Origin of the sequence: Acidovorax sp. Root568, assembly GCF_001427445.1 — a bacterium.
GTDB lineage: Bacteria > Pseudomonadota > Gammaproteobacteria > Burkholderiales > Burkholderiaceae_C > Acidovorax > Acidovorax delafieldii.
The window spans coordinates 207,379-221,136 of sequence record NZ_LMGP01000015.1 but is presented as its reverse complement, the minus strand read 5'-3'; the positions used below and the strand labels follow the sequence as shown (position 1 = coordinate 221,136).

The window sequence follows — 13,758 nt, the reverse complement described above, 5'->3', positions numbered from 1 at the left end:
AATGATAAGTGTCCTTAGCGACCGGGTGCTGGGATTTGCACGCTCAGCCAGGGTGACCCTCGAACAGCGCCGCGATGCGGCTGCGCCAGCGTTCGGCATCTTCCCGCCGGTCAAACCCGCCCAGCTGCATGGGACGCTCGCCACGCACTGTCAGGCGCAGCACATGGTAGGGGCCGTCTTCTGAGGTGCGTTCCACCACCTCTGGTGGTGCAAAGCGATCAAACGCAATGTGCACAGTGCGGCCCACCAGCGGCCAGCGCGAGGTGCGCCGCACCTGGCGCCTGGCTGGGTCGAAATGTAGCGTCAGCACCCGCCCCAGAGCAATCGCCAAAAACAGCGCACCCATGGCGCAGGCCGCCACCACACACGCGGCGGCCAACAGAAGGTGCAGCCACGGCGTCCGGGCCGTGGCGTGCATCACAAAGGGAACAGGAATCAGGAACATGCCCAGCGCAATGGCGCCCACAAAGAGGCGCATCGGCACCGAGATGTGCTCGGCGTAGTGCAGCCCGTCATCGGACTCGGAAAACCCGCTGGCCATGTCGATCCTTGGTCCTTCGTGCTGGGTGTCACGCCAGCTGGCGTGCAGAGGACGCCGCCCCGCGTGCGCGAAACGCGCTGAGTTTGGCACCAAAAGGCTCCAGCACCAGACCTTCTTCGGGCAAGGTGCCTGCAGCGTCCGAGGGGGCCTCCAGCGCAATGCCGCAGCCCTGGAGCAGCGCCACCATCTCCGCAGGGGCGATGGTGCCGTGTTCCAGTAAGGCGTCCACCGTGCGCCCCAGTGCCTCGTGGTGCGTGGTCAGCAGCGCCTGGGCGCGCTGGTATTGCTGCAGCATCAGCGTCTCGATGGCCTCGTTGCTCGGGCCGATGTCGGTGTTGACATGGTTGTCCATCTCCACGGTGACATCGGTGCGGGCCAGCCGCGCGCCAAAGCCATGGTGGCGGATGTAGCGCGCTGCCTCGGCCGTCACCTGCTTCAAGTCCTGCTCGGCCCCGGTGGTGCAGGCCATTTCTCCAAACACCAGCTCCTCTGCCACGCGGCCCGCCAGGCCTACGCACATCATGTCGAGCGCGTTCTGGCGCGTGGTGGCCTTGAGGCTGGAGAAGCTGTTGTAGCCGCCCTCGAACGAGGCAATGTTGATCTTCACCTCTTGCGGAGCATGGCCGAACAACACGCAGTACGCCAGCCCGTGGCCTGCCTCGTGCACGGCCAGCAGGGCCCGAAAGTCTGCATTGGCACGTTGCTTGAGCCGGTTCAGCTCCAGCGTCACCGCAAACGCGGCCTGCACTGCGCCCTCCGGCCCCTGGCCCGACACCAGCAGGTGGCGCTTGTCGGGCGCCAGGTGAATGGCGAACTCCTGGTCCGTTGAGAGCTGCTCCTGCACCACCCATAACGCCGCGTTGACCAGGTTGGCGCTCAGGATCGCGTGCACCGACGAGAACAGTGGCCGCGTGCCCTGCGCAGGGAACACCGCGTTGGCATACAGCTCGCTCAGCACATCCTGCCCGATGGCAAACCGCACGCCACACTGCGCGGCAATATCGTCCACATAGCGTGTGCACAGGTTATGGATGAGGCGCTCATACGTCGCCTTGCTGAACGACGGGTAGACCACATGTTCATTGCCCAGCCGTGCGATCTGCTCGGGCTTGAAGCGCTCGCCCAGCGCCTTCTTCACATCGATGAGCGAGAGCTTGCGGGTTAGGCGGTGAAAGATGTCGGCATCGGTGTCGCAGTCTTCTACACGCTGTGCGGTCTCGTGGTACATCTCGTCGAGGTTGCCACATACAAACACCAGCAGCTTGCTGTAGTCGGTCTCCCACGCATGGCTGGACTGCTGAAAGCTGGCAAACAGCGCCTGCACCTTGGCGGGCGGCCACTGCATGATGGCGGACAGCGGCTCCTGCAGCTTCAGCATGCGCTTGAGTTCTTGCGCATCCCAGGCGTCCAGCTGAAAGCGGTAGGGCTTCTTGCCTGCGCGGTCGTCATCGCCATCTTCGGCGCGCTCAGCCTCGTAGTGCGCATCGGCCAGCTTGCGCTCGATGTTGGACAGCGCGCTCAACGCGGGTGGCAGGCGCCCGTCGGACAGCAGCGTCCACACGTCCTGGTAGCGCTCCACCTTCACGTCGGCGCCCTTGGTGTCCACCGTGCGAAACCGCTGGAACTCGTCCAGCACCAGGATGCCCGGCATGCCCTCGTGGATGCCCGAGTCGCCCAGCATGCCCGAGATGGACGAGCTGCGGTAGCTCGCGCCGTGGCTGAAGCCGTCCATCTGCACTTCCACAAACCGGTCGTAAAAGCCCAGCAGCTGGGCCAGCCGCCGCGTGAGCTGCGTCTTGCCTGTGCCGGTCAGGCCCCACAGGCAGACGATGACCGGCCGGGTGATGAGCTGCGGCAGCACGTACCAGGCGCGGATGGCATTGATCACGCGGTCGATCACGTCGTCGATGCCGAACAGCTCGGCTTTCAGTTGCAACGCCGCGCGCGCCAAAGCCTGCTGGCGCTGGGCCAGCTCTGCGCTGCTGGCAACTGGCGTGATGGGCGCGGCTGTCTGGGCACGCACAGGGTGCGCTGAGTGCATCGGGGATGGATGCGCTGCCAGCGTTGGCGCACCGGCCAGCGCTGGATGCGGAGTGGGATGCCGCTGGTGTGGCGGCAGTGGGTTGTTGAAGGGATTCATGTCAATCGTTCAAAAAGGGGTTCTGGATCGCCTTGCGCAGGGCGACGTTGTCCGCACGGCGCTGGGCCCCACGGGTTCGGATGTGCTTGCCTGCCGCGCTGGACAGGCTGCGTTGGGCCAGCGCTGCGGCCACAGGGTTTCGGGGCGGGCCCGAGGCTTCGAGCTTCAGCACCAGGGGCTGCTTCATGCGACGCAGCTTCTTGATTTCACCCTGGGCGAAGGCCCGAGACAGTTTTTTGGCACTCATGGTGTGCACGTACTCCACAAACAAAAAACCCCGGCGATGGAGCCAGGGCTTGCGGAGCGCGTGAAAGAGCGCGCGGGTGCATTTGCCATGGCTGAACTGTGTGTGCACAGTCCAGCCGGGGCGGTGGACTGTGGTCAGACGGGTGCGGCGTAAAGGGCAGACATGTCGGGGACCTCCAGGGGTTCGTTCGGGCCGTGCGCCGAGGGTGGCGCTGAACAGGGGCTTGCGAAGAATGGGCGCGATTTTGGCGGCGCTGGCGGGCTTTGGCAACGAAAAGCGCTGAAAACGCGGCGAAATGTCGTACCAAAAGCACAGATGCAGCGCAGGGGGCAGGGTGCTGCTATCGATAATGCGGGCCTATGTCTTCTTCTGATCCGCGTTTGCCTGCGTCGTCCCGCGTTCCTGCTCCAGCACCCGTATCTGCACCTGCACCTGCCGCGCCGCCAGCGCCGCTGCGCATCACGTTCCCCGAGTCGTTGCCGGTGTCGGGCAAGCGCGACGAGATCATGGAGGCCATCACCAAGCACCAGGTGATCATCGTGTGCGGTGAAACGGGGTCGGGCAAGACCACCCAGCTGCCCAAGATTGCGCTGGCGCTGGGCCGTGGCAAGTGCAATGCCAAGCCGGGACAGAAAGGGCAGCTGATTGGCCACACCCAGCCACGCCGCATTGCGGCCAGCAGCGTGGCCAAGCGCATTGCCGAAGAGCTGAACACGCCGCTGGGCGACGTGGTGGGCTTCAAGGTGCGCTTCCAGGACCGTCTCTCGCGCGATGCGTCCGTTAAGCTCATGACCGACGGCATCTTGCTGGCCGAGACGCAGACCGATCCGCTGCTCAAGGCCTACGACACCATCATCATCGACGAGGCGCACGAGCGCAGCCTCAACATCGACTTTCTGCTGGGCTACATCCGCCAGATCCTGCCGCGCCGGCCGGACCTGAAGGTCATTGTCACGTCGGCCACGATTGATGCGGACCGGTTTGCCAAACACTTTGAAAGCGCCAAGGGTCCGGCCCCGATCATCATGGTGTCGGGCCGCACCTTTCCGGTGGAGCAGCGCTACCGCCCGTTTGAAGAGAGCCGCGACTATGGTCTGAACGAGGCCATTGCCGATGGCGTGGACGAGCTGTGGCAGGGGAATGCGGCGGGTGACATCCTGGTCTTTTTGCCCGGTGAACGCGAGATCCGCGAGGCTGCCGACCACCTGCGCAAGCACCTGTCGCACCAGCCCGTGATGCGCAATGCCGAGGTGCTGCCGCTGTTCGCGCGCCTCAGTCAGGCCGAGCAGGACCGCATCTTTGACGGCCACACGGGCCGCCGCATCGTGCTGGCGACCAACGTGGCCGAGACCTCGCTCACGGTGCCGGGTATCCGCTACGTGATCGACGCAGGCACAGCGCGCGTCAAGCGCTATTCATTCCGCAGCAAGGTAGAGCAGCTGCTGGTGGAGCCCATCAGCCAGGCCGCGGCCAACCAGCGCGCGGGCCGCTGCGGGCGCGTGGCCAACGGCATCTGCATCCGCCTGTACGACGAGGCGGACTTCAACAGCCGCCCGCGCTTTACCGACCCCGAAATTTTGCGCAGCTCGCTGGCGGGCGTCATCCTGCGCATGAAGTCGCTGCACCTGGGCGATGTCACGCAGTTCCCGTTCATCGAGGCGCCTTCGGGCCGTGCGATTGCCGACGGCTACCAGCTGCTGGCCGAACTGGGCGCGGTGGACGACGCCAACGAACTCACGCCCATGGGTGTGGAGCTGTCGCGCCTGCCGCTGGACCCGCGCGTGGGCCGCATGATCATCGAGGCGCGTGACCGCAAGGCGCTGGACGAGGTCTTCATCATCGCCAGCGCACTGAGCGTGCAGGACGTGCGCGACCGCCCCATGGAGGCGCAGCAGCAGGCCGACCAGGCGCACGCCAAGTTCGACGACGACAAGAGCGAGTTCAGCGGGTATCTGAAGCTGTGGAAGTGGATCAACGAGGCCCGGGGCGGGGCGCCTAGCCTGCCGTCGGCCCGCGCCCAAAAGGCCATGGCCGCGCAGAAGGCGCCTTCGCAGGCGTATCTGCCGGTGGCGCAGCGCAGCGGCGGGGGCAGCCCAGCGGCAGCGCTTCCTGCACCCGGAGGTGCCGCTGTGGCCCCAGCCGCCACCCACAAGCTCAGCAACCGCCAGTACGAGCAGCTGTTGCGCCAGAACTTCATCAGCATCCGCCGCCTGCGCGAGTGGCGCGACATCCACACCCAACTGCTCACGGTGGTGACCGAGCACAAGTGGCAGATCAACACGCAACCCGCGAGCTACGAGCAGCTGCACCTGTCCATGCTGGCCGGGCTGCTGGGCAACGTAGGCTGCAAGAGTGACGAGGAAGACTGGTACCTGGGCGCGCGTGGCATCAAGTTCTACAAGCACCCTGGCGCGCACCTGAACAAAAAGCCCGGCCGCTGGATCATCGCGTCGGAACTGGTCGAGACCACGCGCCTGTTTGGCCGGGGCATCGCCGCCATCGAGCCGCAGTGGCTGGAGCAGATCGGCGGCCATTTGCTCAAAAAGCAGCTGCTGGACCCGCACTGGGAGAAGAAGTCCGCCGAGGTGGTGGCGCTGGAGCGCGCCACGCTCTACGGCATCGTGGTCTACAACAACCGCCGCGTGAACTTTGGCAAGGTGGACCCGCACGCTGCGCGCGAGGTGTTCATCCGCGAAGCCCTGGTGGGCGGTAACTGGGAGACGCGCCTGCCCTTCCTGGCTGCCAACCAGAAGATGATCGCCAAGGTGGAAGAGCTGGAGCACAAGTCCCGCCGCCAGGACGTGCTGGTGGACGACGAACTCATCTACGCCTTCTACGACCAGCAACTGCCGCCCGAGGTGTGCAGCGGCCATAGTTTTGAGGCCTGGTACCGCGAAGAAAGCAAAAAGCAACCCGACCTGCTCAAGCTCACCCGCGAGGAGCTGATGCGCCACGAGGCTGCAGGCATCACCACCAACGCCTTTCCCAAGACGGTGCGCCTGGGCGGTGTGGACTGCGCTGCAAGCTATCTGCACGAGCCCGGCGATGCGCGTGACGGCATCACCGTGACCATCCCGCTCTTTGTGCTCAACCAGGTGAGCGACGAGCGCTGCGAGTGGCTGGTGCCCGGCATGCTCAAGGACAAGATCCAGGCCCTGCTCAAAAGCCTGCCCCAGCGCCCGCGCAGCCGCTTTGTGCCGCTGCCCGACAGCGCCACGCGCCTGGCCGAGCTGCTGGGCGCACCCGAGCGCTTTGGCACGGGCAGCCTGACCGATGTGCTGCTCAAGCAGGTGCGCGACGAAACCTCGCTCGACGTGAAGCGCGCCGACTTCAAGCTCGACATGCTCAGCCCCCATTTGTTCATGAACTTCCGCGTGGTGGACGAGCACGGCCGCCAGCTGGGGCATGGCCGCAACCTGGGCGCACTCAAGGCCGAGTGGGGTGCCAAGGCGCGGGGCGCGTTCCAGGCGCTGGCGGGGCTCAAATTGGGCAGTACAGCTGCCGATACGGCGGATTTGAAGCAAAAAGCGCCGCAGGCGCTAGAGAATCATGCCCGGGGTGCTATCAAATCAGGAGTTAACGGGCCAGGCCCAGCGGCCAAGCCAGGCGGCACGACGCTTTCCACACCCGCTGCACCATCTACCCCTGCAGGCCAGCGCTACACCACCTGGACATTCGGCGAGCTGCCCGAACTCATGGAGATCAGGAAGGCCGGCCAGACGCTGATCGGCTTTCCGGCCCTGATCGACGGTGGCGACGCCGTGACCATCGAAGTCTTCGACGAACCCGAGGTGGCCGCCGCCAAGCACCGCGCGGGCCTGCGCCGCCTGTTTGCGCTGCAGATCAAAGACGCCCTTAAGTACGTCGAAAAGAACATCCCCGATCTGCAGAAAATGGCCGTAGCGTTCATGCCCTTGGGCACGCAGGAAGAGCTGCGCACCCAGATCATCGACGTGGCGCTGGACCGCGCCTTCTTGCTCGACCCGCTGCCCACCGACGAATACGCCTTCAAGCGCCGCGTGGAAGAAGGCCGGGGCCGCCTCACGCTGATCGCCAACGAGGTCGCGCGCCTGGCCGCCACCATCCTCACCGAATACGCGGCCGCCGCCCGCAAGATCAAAGATACGAAGAACGCGCCCGACGCTACAGCGGACGCCCTGCAGCAGCTACAACGCCTGGTGCCCAAGAACTTCATCGCTGTGGCCCCCTGGGCGCAACTGGCGCACTACGCCCGCTACCTCAAGGCCATCACCCTGCGCCTGGACAAATACCGCGCCGACCCCGCCCGCGACGCCGCCAAGCTGGCCGAGCTGCGCCCGCAAGAGCAGCGCTACTGGCGTCTGGTCGCCGAGCGCAAGGGCGCAGTGGATGCCCGCATGCAAGAGCTGCGCTGGCTGCTGGAGGAACTGCGCGTGAGCTTCTTTGCGCAGGAGCTGCGCACGCCCCAGCCGGTCAGCGTGAAGCGGCTGGACAAGCTGTGGGCGCAGATTCAGAGCTGAGTGGAGGAGGGTGGGCATACGCCCGCCCAGTCCTTACTCTTCGACCACTTCCCCCAGGTCTCCCGCAATCAGTCTGAACTGCGCCAGCGCTGCCTCCAGGTCTTCCACAATCTCGCGCGCAATCACGCCAGGTAGGGGCAGGTTGTCGCTGTCGGCCAGTGATTCGTCTTTGAGCCAGAAGATGTCCAGGCTGGTCTTGTCCCGCGCCACCAGCTCGTCGTAGCTGTAGGCGCGCCAGCGGCCTTCAGGTGTATCTGGCGACCAGGTGGCTTGGCGCTGTTGGCGGTTGTCGGCCTGGTACAGCGCCACAAACTCGTCCAGGTCCGCGCGGGTCAGCGGGTTGGTCTTGAGTGTGAAGTGCTTGTTGGTGCGCAGGTCGTAAATCCACAGCTGCTTGGTCCAGGGCGTTTCGCTGGCGGGCTTCTTTTCAAAGAACAGCACGTTGGCCTTCACGCCCTGGGCGTAGAACAAGCCTGTGGGCAGGCGCAGCAGGGTGTGCACATCGCACGCGTGCAGCAGCTTTTTGCGAATGGTTTCGCCCGCGCCACCTTCAAACAGCACGTTGTCGGGCAGCACCACGGCTGCGCGGCCGTGGGTGGTGAGCAGCGTCTTGATGTGCTGCACAAAATTGAGCTGCTTGTTGCTGGTGGTGGCCCAGAAGTCGTCGCGCTCGATGGTGTCTTTTTCAGTGCTGGTGCGGCCGTCTTCACCCACGATGACGGTGCTGCTCTTCTTGCCAAAGGGTGGGTTGGCCAGCACCACCTCAAAACGCTCGCCAGGGTCAGCCGCCAGCGCGTCGCCCACAACCACAGGCACGGATTTTTCAGAGCCAATGCCGTGCAGCATCATGTTCATGGCACAAACGCGGGCCGTAGCCTGCACCAGTTCGTAGCCGGTAAAGGCCTTCTCCTTGAGGTGCTTGAGCTGGTCGCGCGTCAGGTTCTTGTGGTGGGCTGTGATGTAGTTGTGCGCCGTGAACAAAAAGCCGCCCGTGCCGCAAGCCGGGTCGCAAATGCGCTCTGCCGGTTTGGGTGCCATGCACTCCACCATGGCCTGGATCAGAGCCCGGGGCGTGAAGTACTGGCCCGCGCCGCTCTTGGTGTCTTGCGCGTTGCGCTCCAGCAGGCCTTCGTAGGCGTCGCCCTTTACATCCGCGCCCAGAATTGTCCAGGTCTCGGCACCGATCAAATCCACAATCACGCGGCGCAGCTTGGCCGGGTCCTGGAACTTGTTTTGCGCCTTGCCAAAAATCAGGCCCAGCGTGCCTTTTTCTTGCCCCAGCCTTTCCAGCGCATGGCGGTAGTGGTCAAACAGCTCGTCGCCGTCCTTGGCCAGCAGCGTGGGCCAAGCGTAGTCTGCTGGCACGATGCTGGGCTGGTTGTAGGGCGGCTGCGAACGTTCGTCGGCCATCTTCAGGAACAGCAGGTACGTGAGCTGCTCCACATAGTCGCCATAGCTCATGCCGTCGTCGCGCAGCACGTTGCAGTAGTTCCAGAGCTTCTGGACGAGGGAGTGGGTGGTGGTGTTCATCAGTCTTTCAATCTTGCGATCTGTGCCAGCCGGGCTTTCACGGTGGGTTCGCGCTCGGGGTCGCTCAACAGGCCGGGCAGGGCATTGTGGAAGGCGGGCATTTGCAGCAGCGCTGCGGCTGCTTGCGCCACATGCTGGCGCACGGGTGCGCTGGCGGCGGCCACCTCGCGGGCCACAGCGGCGCGGCCCTCCAGCACGGTCATGATGTCTTCTAGGTCGTGGCTCAGGTACACATCGTTGCCGCCACGGTCTTTGAAGGCCTCCAGCTTGGTCGCCAAAAAGTGCGGTGCCGACAGGTGCCGCACCACCAGTCCATCGGCAAGCCCGTCTGCCCGCCCATCTCCCAGCGTAGCCGTCAGCGCCTCGTCAAACCCCACGCGGTACCACGGGTTGGCAAAGCCCAGCACTTTTTCATCCAGCGGCACCAAGTCCAGCTGCATGCGGTGCCAAAACCAGCGAAAGGGCGGCGTATTGTCGGCCATGGTTTGCGTAAAGCCGCGCTGCATCAGTTGCTCTGTCAGGCGGTGGTAAGCGCCCAAGGTGGCCACCTCCACAATGGCGTCCACGTCTTTGCACCAATGCGGTGGCCCTGTCGCTGCCTTCGCTGAATCCGGCGTGCAGCAGGGTGTCTTGCGTCACCACGTCGATCACCAAGTCTGCCTTTTGCTTCATTTTTAGTAGCTGCTCGCGCAATGCGGGTAAGGCAAAGGGATTGGTTGCGTCCCTGAACCGCTGGTCCGCCTCGGCGGGCGGCATGTCTTGGGTGGCGTCGATGGCGAGCGCTTCCACAATGCCGCGCGCCAGGTCGCGCAGGGTTTTGCCGCCGCTGAGCTCCACCACCTTGGCGCGGTCGGCGTCGCTGGCGTCTTTGTCCAGCCGGGCCAACCTAGCGGCGATGCTGCTCAACACTTCGTCTTCCACATTGCCCAGGCTCACGGCTTGCAGCAGTTTGTCCAGGGGCACGCTCTTTTTGGCGTCCATGGGGCGGCTGTCGGTTTTGTCGCGCTCGCACACACCCACGCAATCGACGATGACGAAGTGGTCTTTTTTGATGTGTTCGCCGGGGTTCACAGCGGCCAGGTCCGTGGGGTTGCACACGCGCACGCCACGGCCTTTCATCTGCTCGAAGAAGCTGCGGCTTTTCACGCTGCGCATGAAGACGACGATTTCCACCGGTTTGATGTCGGTGCCAGTGGCGATCATGTCCACGGTGACGGCCACGCGGGGGTAGTAGCTGGAGCGGAAGTCTTTGATGAGCTGGTCGGGGCTGGTGCCGCCGCCCTGGGCGCTGCGGTAGGTGATCTTTTGCGCAAACTCGTTGCCCCGGCCAAACTCTTCGCGCAAGATTTCGACGATCTTCTCGGCGTGGTTGTCGTCTTTGGCAAAGATCAGGGTTTTGGGCAGCTCGGTGCGGGCTGGGAACATGTCGGGCTGCCAGCGGTCGCGCAGGGTGCGGACCACGGTGCGGATCTGGTCGGGGGTTTGCACGGCGCGGTCCAGCTCTTCGGGCTGGTATTCAAAGTCGTCGTCCAGCTGCCAGGCGGTCTTGCGGCGGGTGGCTTTGTCTTGGGTTTCAAGCCAAAAGCCTTTGTCTACCTTGGCACCGCTTTCGCCCACCTCGGTTTTGATGCGGTAGACGTCGTAGTTCACGTTCACGCCGTCGGCCACGGCCTGGGCGTGGCCGTATTCCATGACCAGGTTTTGGTTGAAGAAGCCAAAGGTCTGTTTGTTGGGCGTGGCGGTCAGGCCAATGAGGTAGGCGTCAAAGTACTCCAGCACCTGGCGCCACAGGTTGTAGATGCTGCGGTGGGCCTCGTCGGTGACCACAATGTCAAAGCTCTCGATGGGGATGGCTGGGTTGTAGCCAATGGGTTCGGGGTCTTTGAACAGGGTCTCAATCTTCTCGGTGGATTCTTCGTCGGCCTCCTCGGCCAGCTCGCGCCCTTTGAGCATGCTGAACATGCGCTGGATGGTGCAGATGACCACGCGGGCGGATGTGTCGATGTGGCCGCCCTGCAGGTGCTGGACGATGTACTCCTCGCCAAATTTGTAGTTGTTGTAGGGGCTGGCGTGGGCGTCAAACTCTTTCTTGGTCTGGCGGGCCAGGTTGCCCCGGTCTACCAAGAAGAGCACGCGGCGCGCGCCGCCAAACTTGATGAGGCGGTAGATGAAGCCGATGCTGGTGAAGGTTTTTCCGCTCCCGGTGGCCATCTGGATCAGGGCCTTGGGCTTGTTGGCGGCCAGGCTTTTTTCCAGGTTGGTGATGGCGCCTATTTGTGCAGGCCACAGCTGGTAGTGCGCGCCGCCGCTGCCCCATTCGGTCACCAGCTTGGGCATGTTGCGCATGCGGGCCAGGAAGGTGCTGGGTGGTTCGCTGGCGCCGTTGCCGTTCATCATTGGTGGCAGCAGCGCCAGCCATTGCACCAGCAGCTCGGGGCGGAAGAAGGCGAACACGCTGCGTGCGCGGGGTTCGGGGTCCAGGCCGTTGGTAAAGTGGGTTTCTACGCCCGTGCTTTCCCACACAAACGGCAGGGGGCGGCCCCAGGCGGGCAGGGTGGTGGGCAGGCCTTTGGCGTAGCGGCTGCTTTGCAGCTCTACGCCGGTCAGGGTGGCGCCTTCTTTTTTGGCTTCGATCACGCCGCAGGCTTTGCCGTTGACGTAGAGCAGGTAGTCGGCATAGCCGTAGCCAGGGTTCAGTGGGAATTCGCGAATCGCCACGCCCACGGCTGCGTGGATGTTGGCGTCTGCAACGTTGCACACGTGCCAGCCTGCTGCTGTCAGCAGTGCGTCAATGGTTTGCCTGGCCTCGACCTCTGGCGTCATGCGTGTTCCTCCCTGCGGGGCATTCTAGGTGCGACCGATACATTTGGTTAATGGTTTGTGGCAGGGCGATGGATTGCGAGTACACGGCCATGTGCTTGCGTGAACAAGGCGAGTAAGCCCGACCTTCGGCGGGGTGCCATGCGTCACATGGGTGACGATCATGGGGGCATTCCCCTTGCTTGGTACAGGTGGGCCATCTAGGCTGCGGGAAACAAGGAGACTGTTTGCCCATGCGCCCTCACTACCAGTTCTGGCCCCGTCGTTTGCCCAAGTCCATCACACTGCCTGCCACCTCGCTGTGGGACAACCTGGCGACCAATGCACGCCGCTACCCTGACAAGGCGGCGCTGGTGTTTTTCGGCACTACGGTCAGCTACCGGCAACTGATGGAAGGCGCGGAGCGCCTGGCTGCGCGGCTGGCCCAACTGGGGGTGCAGCGTGGCGACCGGGTGGTGCTGTGCATGCAGAACTGCCCGCAGTTGGTGATGGCGCACTTTGCCATCCTGCGGGCCAACGCAGTGGTGGTGCCGGTCAATCCGATGAACCGGGCGGAGGAGCTCAAGCACTACATCACCGATCCCGACACCAAGGTGGCGATCAGCACCGGTGATCTGGCCCCGGAGATGGCCAAGGCCAGCAATGCGTTGGCCCCTGGCGAGCGGCTGGCGCATCTGGTGGTCACGCAGTTCTCGGATGCGTTTGACGTGGCCGTGACCGGCATGGATGCGCCGCCCGAGGCGTGGATGGACTGGCTGGGCACGCGCCACCCCTTGCCGGCACTGGAGGGTGGGCAAGCCCACGCCTGGGCAGATGCCCTGGCTTGTACTGATGCGCCCCCCGCTTTGTTGGTAGGCCCGGCCGACCTGGCGCTGTTGCCCTACACCAGTGGCACCACGGGGCTGCCCAAAGGTTGCATGCACCTGCACAAAAGCATCATGCACAACACGGTGGCCGCCAGCCTGTGGGGCAATGGATCTGCCGACAATGTGACGCTGGCGGTGGTCCCCATGTTCCATATCACCGGCATGGTGAGCGTGATGCACACGTCGATCTACTGCGGCGCCACGCTGGTCATCATGCCCCGCTGGGACCGCGACCTGGCCGGGCGCCTGATATCGCGCTACCAGGTCACCACCTGGACCAACATTCCCACCATGGTCATTGACCTGCTGGGCAGCCCGAACTTTGCCAGCTATGACCTCTCCAGCCTGGCCTATATCGGTGGCGGGGGGGCAGCCATGCCGCAGGCCGTGGCGCAGCGGCTTCTGGAGCAATATGGCCTGCGGTATGCCGAGGGCTATGGCCTGACCGAAACGGCCGCTCCGTCGCACGCCAACCCGCCGGACCACCCCAAGCAGCAGTGCCTGGGCATTCCGTTCATGAGCACCGATGCGCGGGTGATCGACCCCGACACGCTGCAGGAGCTGCCCGTGGGCGAGCAGGGCGAGATCATCATCCATGGCCCCGAGGTGTTCGAGGGCTACTGGAAGCGGCCCGATGCCACGGCGTCGGCCTTTATTGAGTTCGAGGGCAAACGGTTCTTCCGCTCGGGCGACCTGGGGCGCATGGACGAGGACGGTTACTTCTTCCTGACCGACCGGCTCAAACGCATGATCAATGCCAGCGGCTTCAAGGTGTGGCCGGCCGAGGTCGAGGCACTGATGTTCCGCCACCCAGCGATCCAGGAGGCCTGCATCATCGCGGCCAAGGACAGCTACCGGGGCGAGACAGTCAAGGCAGTGGTGGTGCTGCGCGCCACCCACAAGGACACGACCGAGCAGCAGATCATCGACTGGTGCCGCGAGAACATGGCCGTCTACAAAGTGCCGCGCATCGTGCAGTTTGTGCCGGCGTTGCCCAAGAGCGGCAGCGGCAAAGTGATGTGGCGTGCGCTGCAGGAGCAGGAAGCGCAGTGACGGGTCGGCACCCGCCGGTTTGACAAACGCGCCAAGAAGAAAAGAGATGCCGCTACGGCGGC

General features: G+C 64.3%; 8 protein-coding genes. 2 read left to right on the top strand and 6 right to left on the bottom strand.

Annotated features, from left to right (window positions below; genetic code table 11):
- Positions 1-43 precede the first annotated feature (43 nt).
- From ASD75_RS12825 to ASD75_RS12815, 3 genes are all read right to left on the bottom strand, one after another.
- Positions 44-541 (bottom strand): hypothetical protein, encoded by a 498-nt coding sequence (locus tag ASD75_RS12825; protein WP_056746199.1) that lies wholly within the window; start codon positions 539-541, stop codon positions 44-46.
- 28 nt (positions 542-569) lie between these two features.
- A complete protein-coding gene (locus tag ASD75_RS12820; protein ID WP_235511617.1) occupies positions 570-2,582 on the bottom strand; it encodes an AAA family ATPase in 2,013 nt (670 codons plus the stop codon).
- 100 nt (positions 2,583-2,682) lie between these two features.
- Complete coding sequence (locus ASD75_RS12815; protein ID WP_015014345.1) at positions 2,683-2,928, bottom strand: hypothetical protein; 246 nt, start codon at positions 2,926-2,928, stop codon at positions 2,683-2,685.
- 359 nt (positions 2,929-3,287) lie between these two features.
- On the opposite strand from ASD75_RS12815, the gene hrpA reads away from it, so the two are divergent.
- Entirely contained in the window at positions 3,288-7,427 is a 4,140-nt protein-coding gene (gene hrpA, locus ASD75_RS12810) for an ATP-dependent RNA helicase HrpA (protein ID WP_056746196.1), read from the top strand.
- A gap of 33 nt (positions 7,428-7,460) precedes the next feature.
- Here hrpA and ASD75_RS12805 read toward each other — a convergent pair whose 3' ends face one another.
- From ASD75_RS12805 to ASD75_RS12795, 3 genes are read right to left on the bottom strand one after another with little or no spacing between them, the layout of a single operon-like run.
- The gene (locus ASD75_RS12805; protein WP_056746193.1) at positions 7,461-8,957 is read right to left on the bottom strand and encodes a class I SAM-dependent DNA methyltransferase; all 1,497 of its coding nucleotides are present in this window, start codon (positions 8,955-8,957) and stop codon (positions 7,461-7,463) included.
- On the bottom strand, positions 8,957-9,397 hold the full coding sequence (locus tag ASD75_RS12800) for a hypothetical protein (protein ID WP_056746191.1): 441 nt from the start codon (positions 9,395-9,397) through the stop codon (positions 8,957-8,959). Before ASD75_RS12800 ends, ASD75_RS12805 begins: the two co-directional genes overlap by 1 nt.
- Positions 9,369-11,780 carry a DEAD/DEAH box helicase family protein gene (locus tag ASD75_RS12795; RefSeq protein ID WP_056746188.1) on the bottom strand — a complete coding sequence of 804 codons (2,412 nt, stop codon included), beginning with the start codon at positions 11,778-11,780 and terminating at the stop codon, positions 9,369-9,371. The genes ASD75_RS12800 and ASD75_RS12795 overlap by 29 nt, the downstream gene beginning before the upstream one ends.
- 230 nt (positions 11,781-12,010) lie before the next feature.
- Between ASD75_RS12795 and ASD75_RS12790 the strand changes: the two genes are divergently transcribed.
- Entirely contained in the window at positions 12,011-13,696 is a 1,686-nt protein-coding gene (locus ASD75_RS12790; RefSeq protein WP_056746186.1) for a long-chain fatty acid--CoA ligase, read from the top strand.
- Positions 13,697-13,758: the final 62 nt, after the last annotated feature.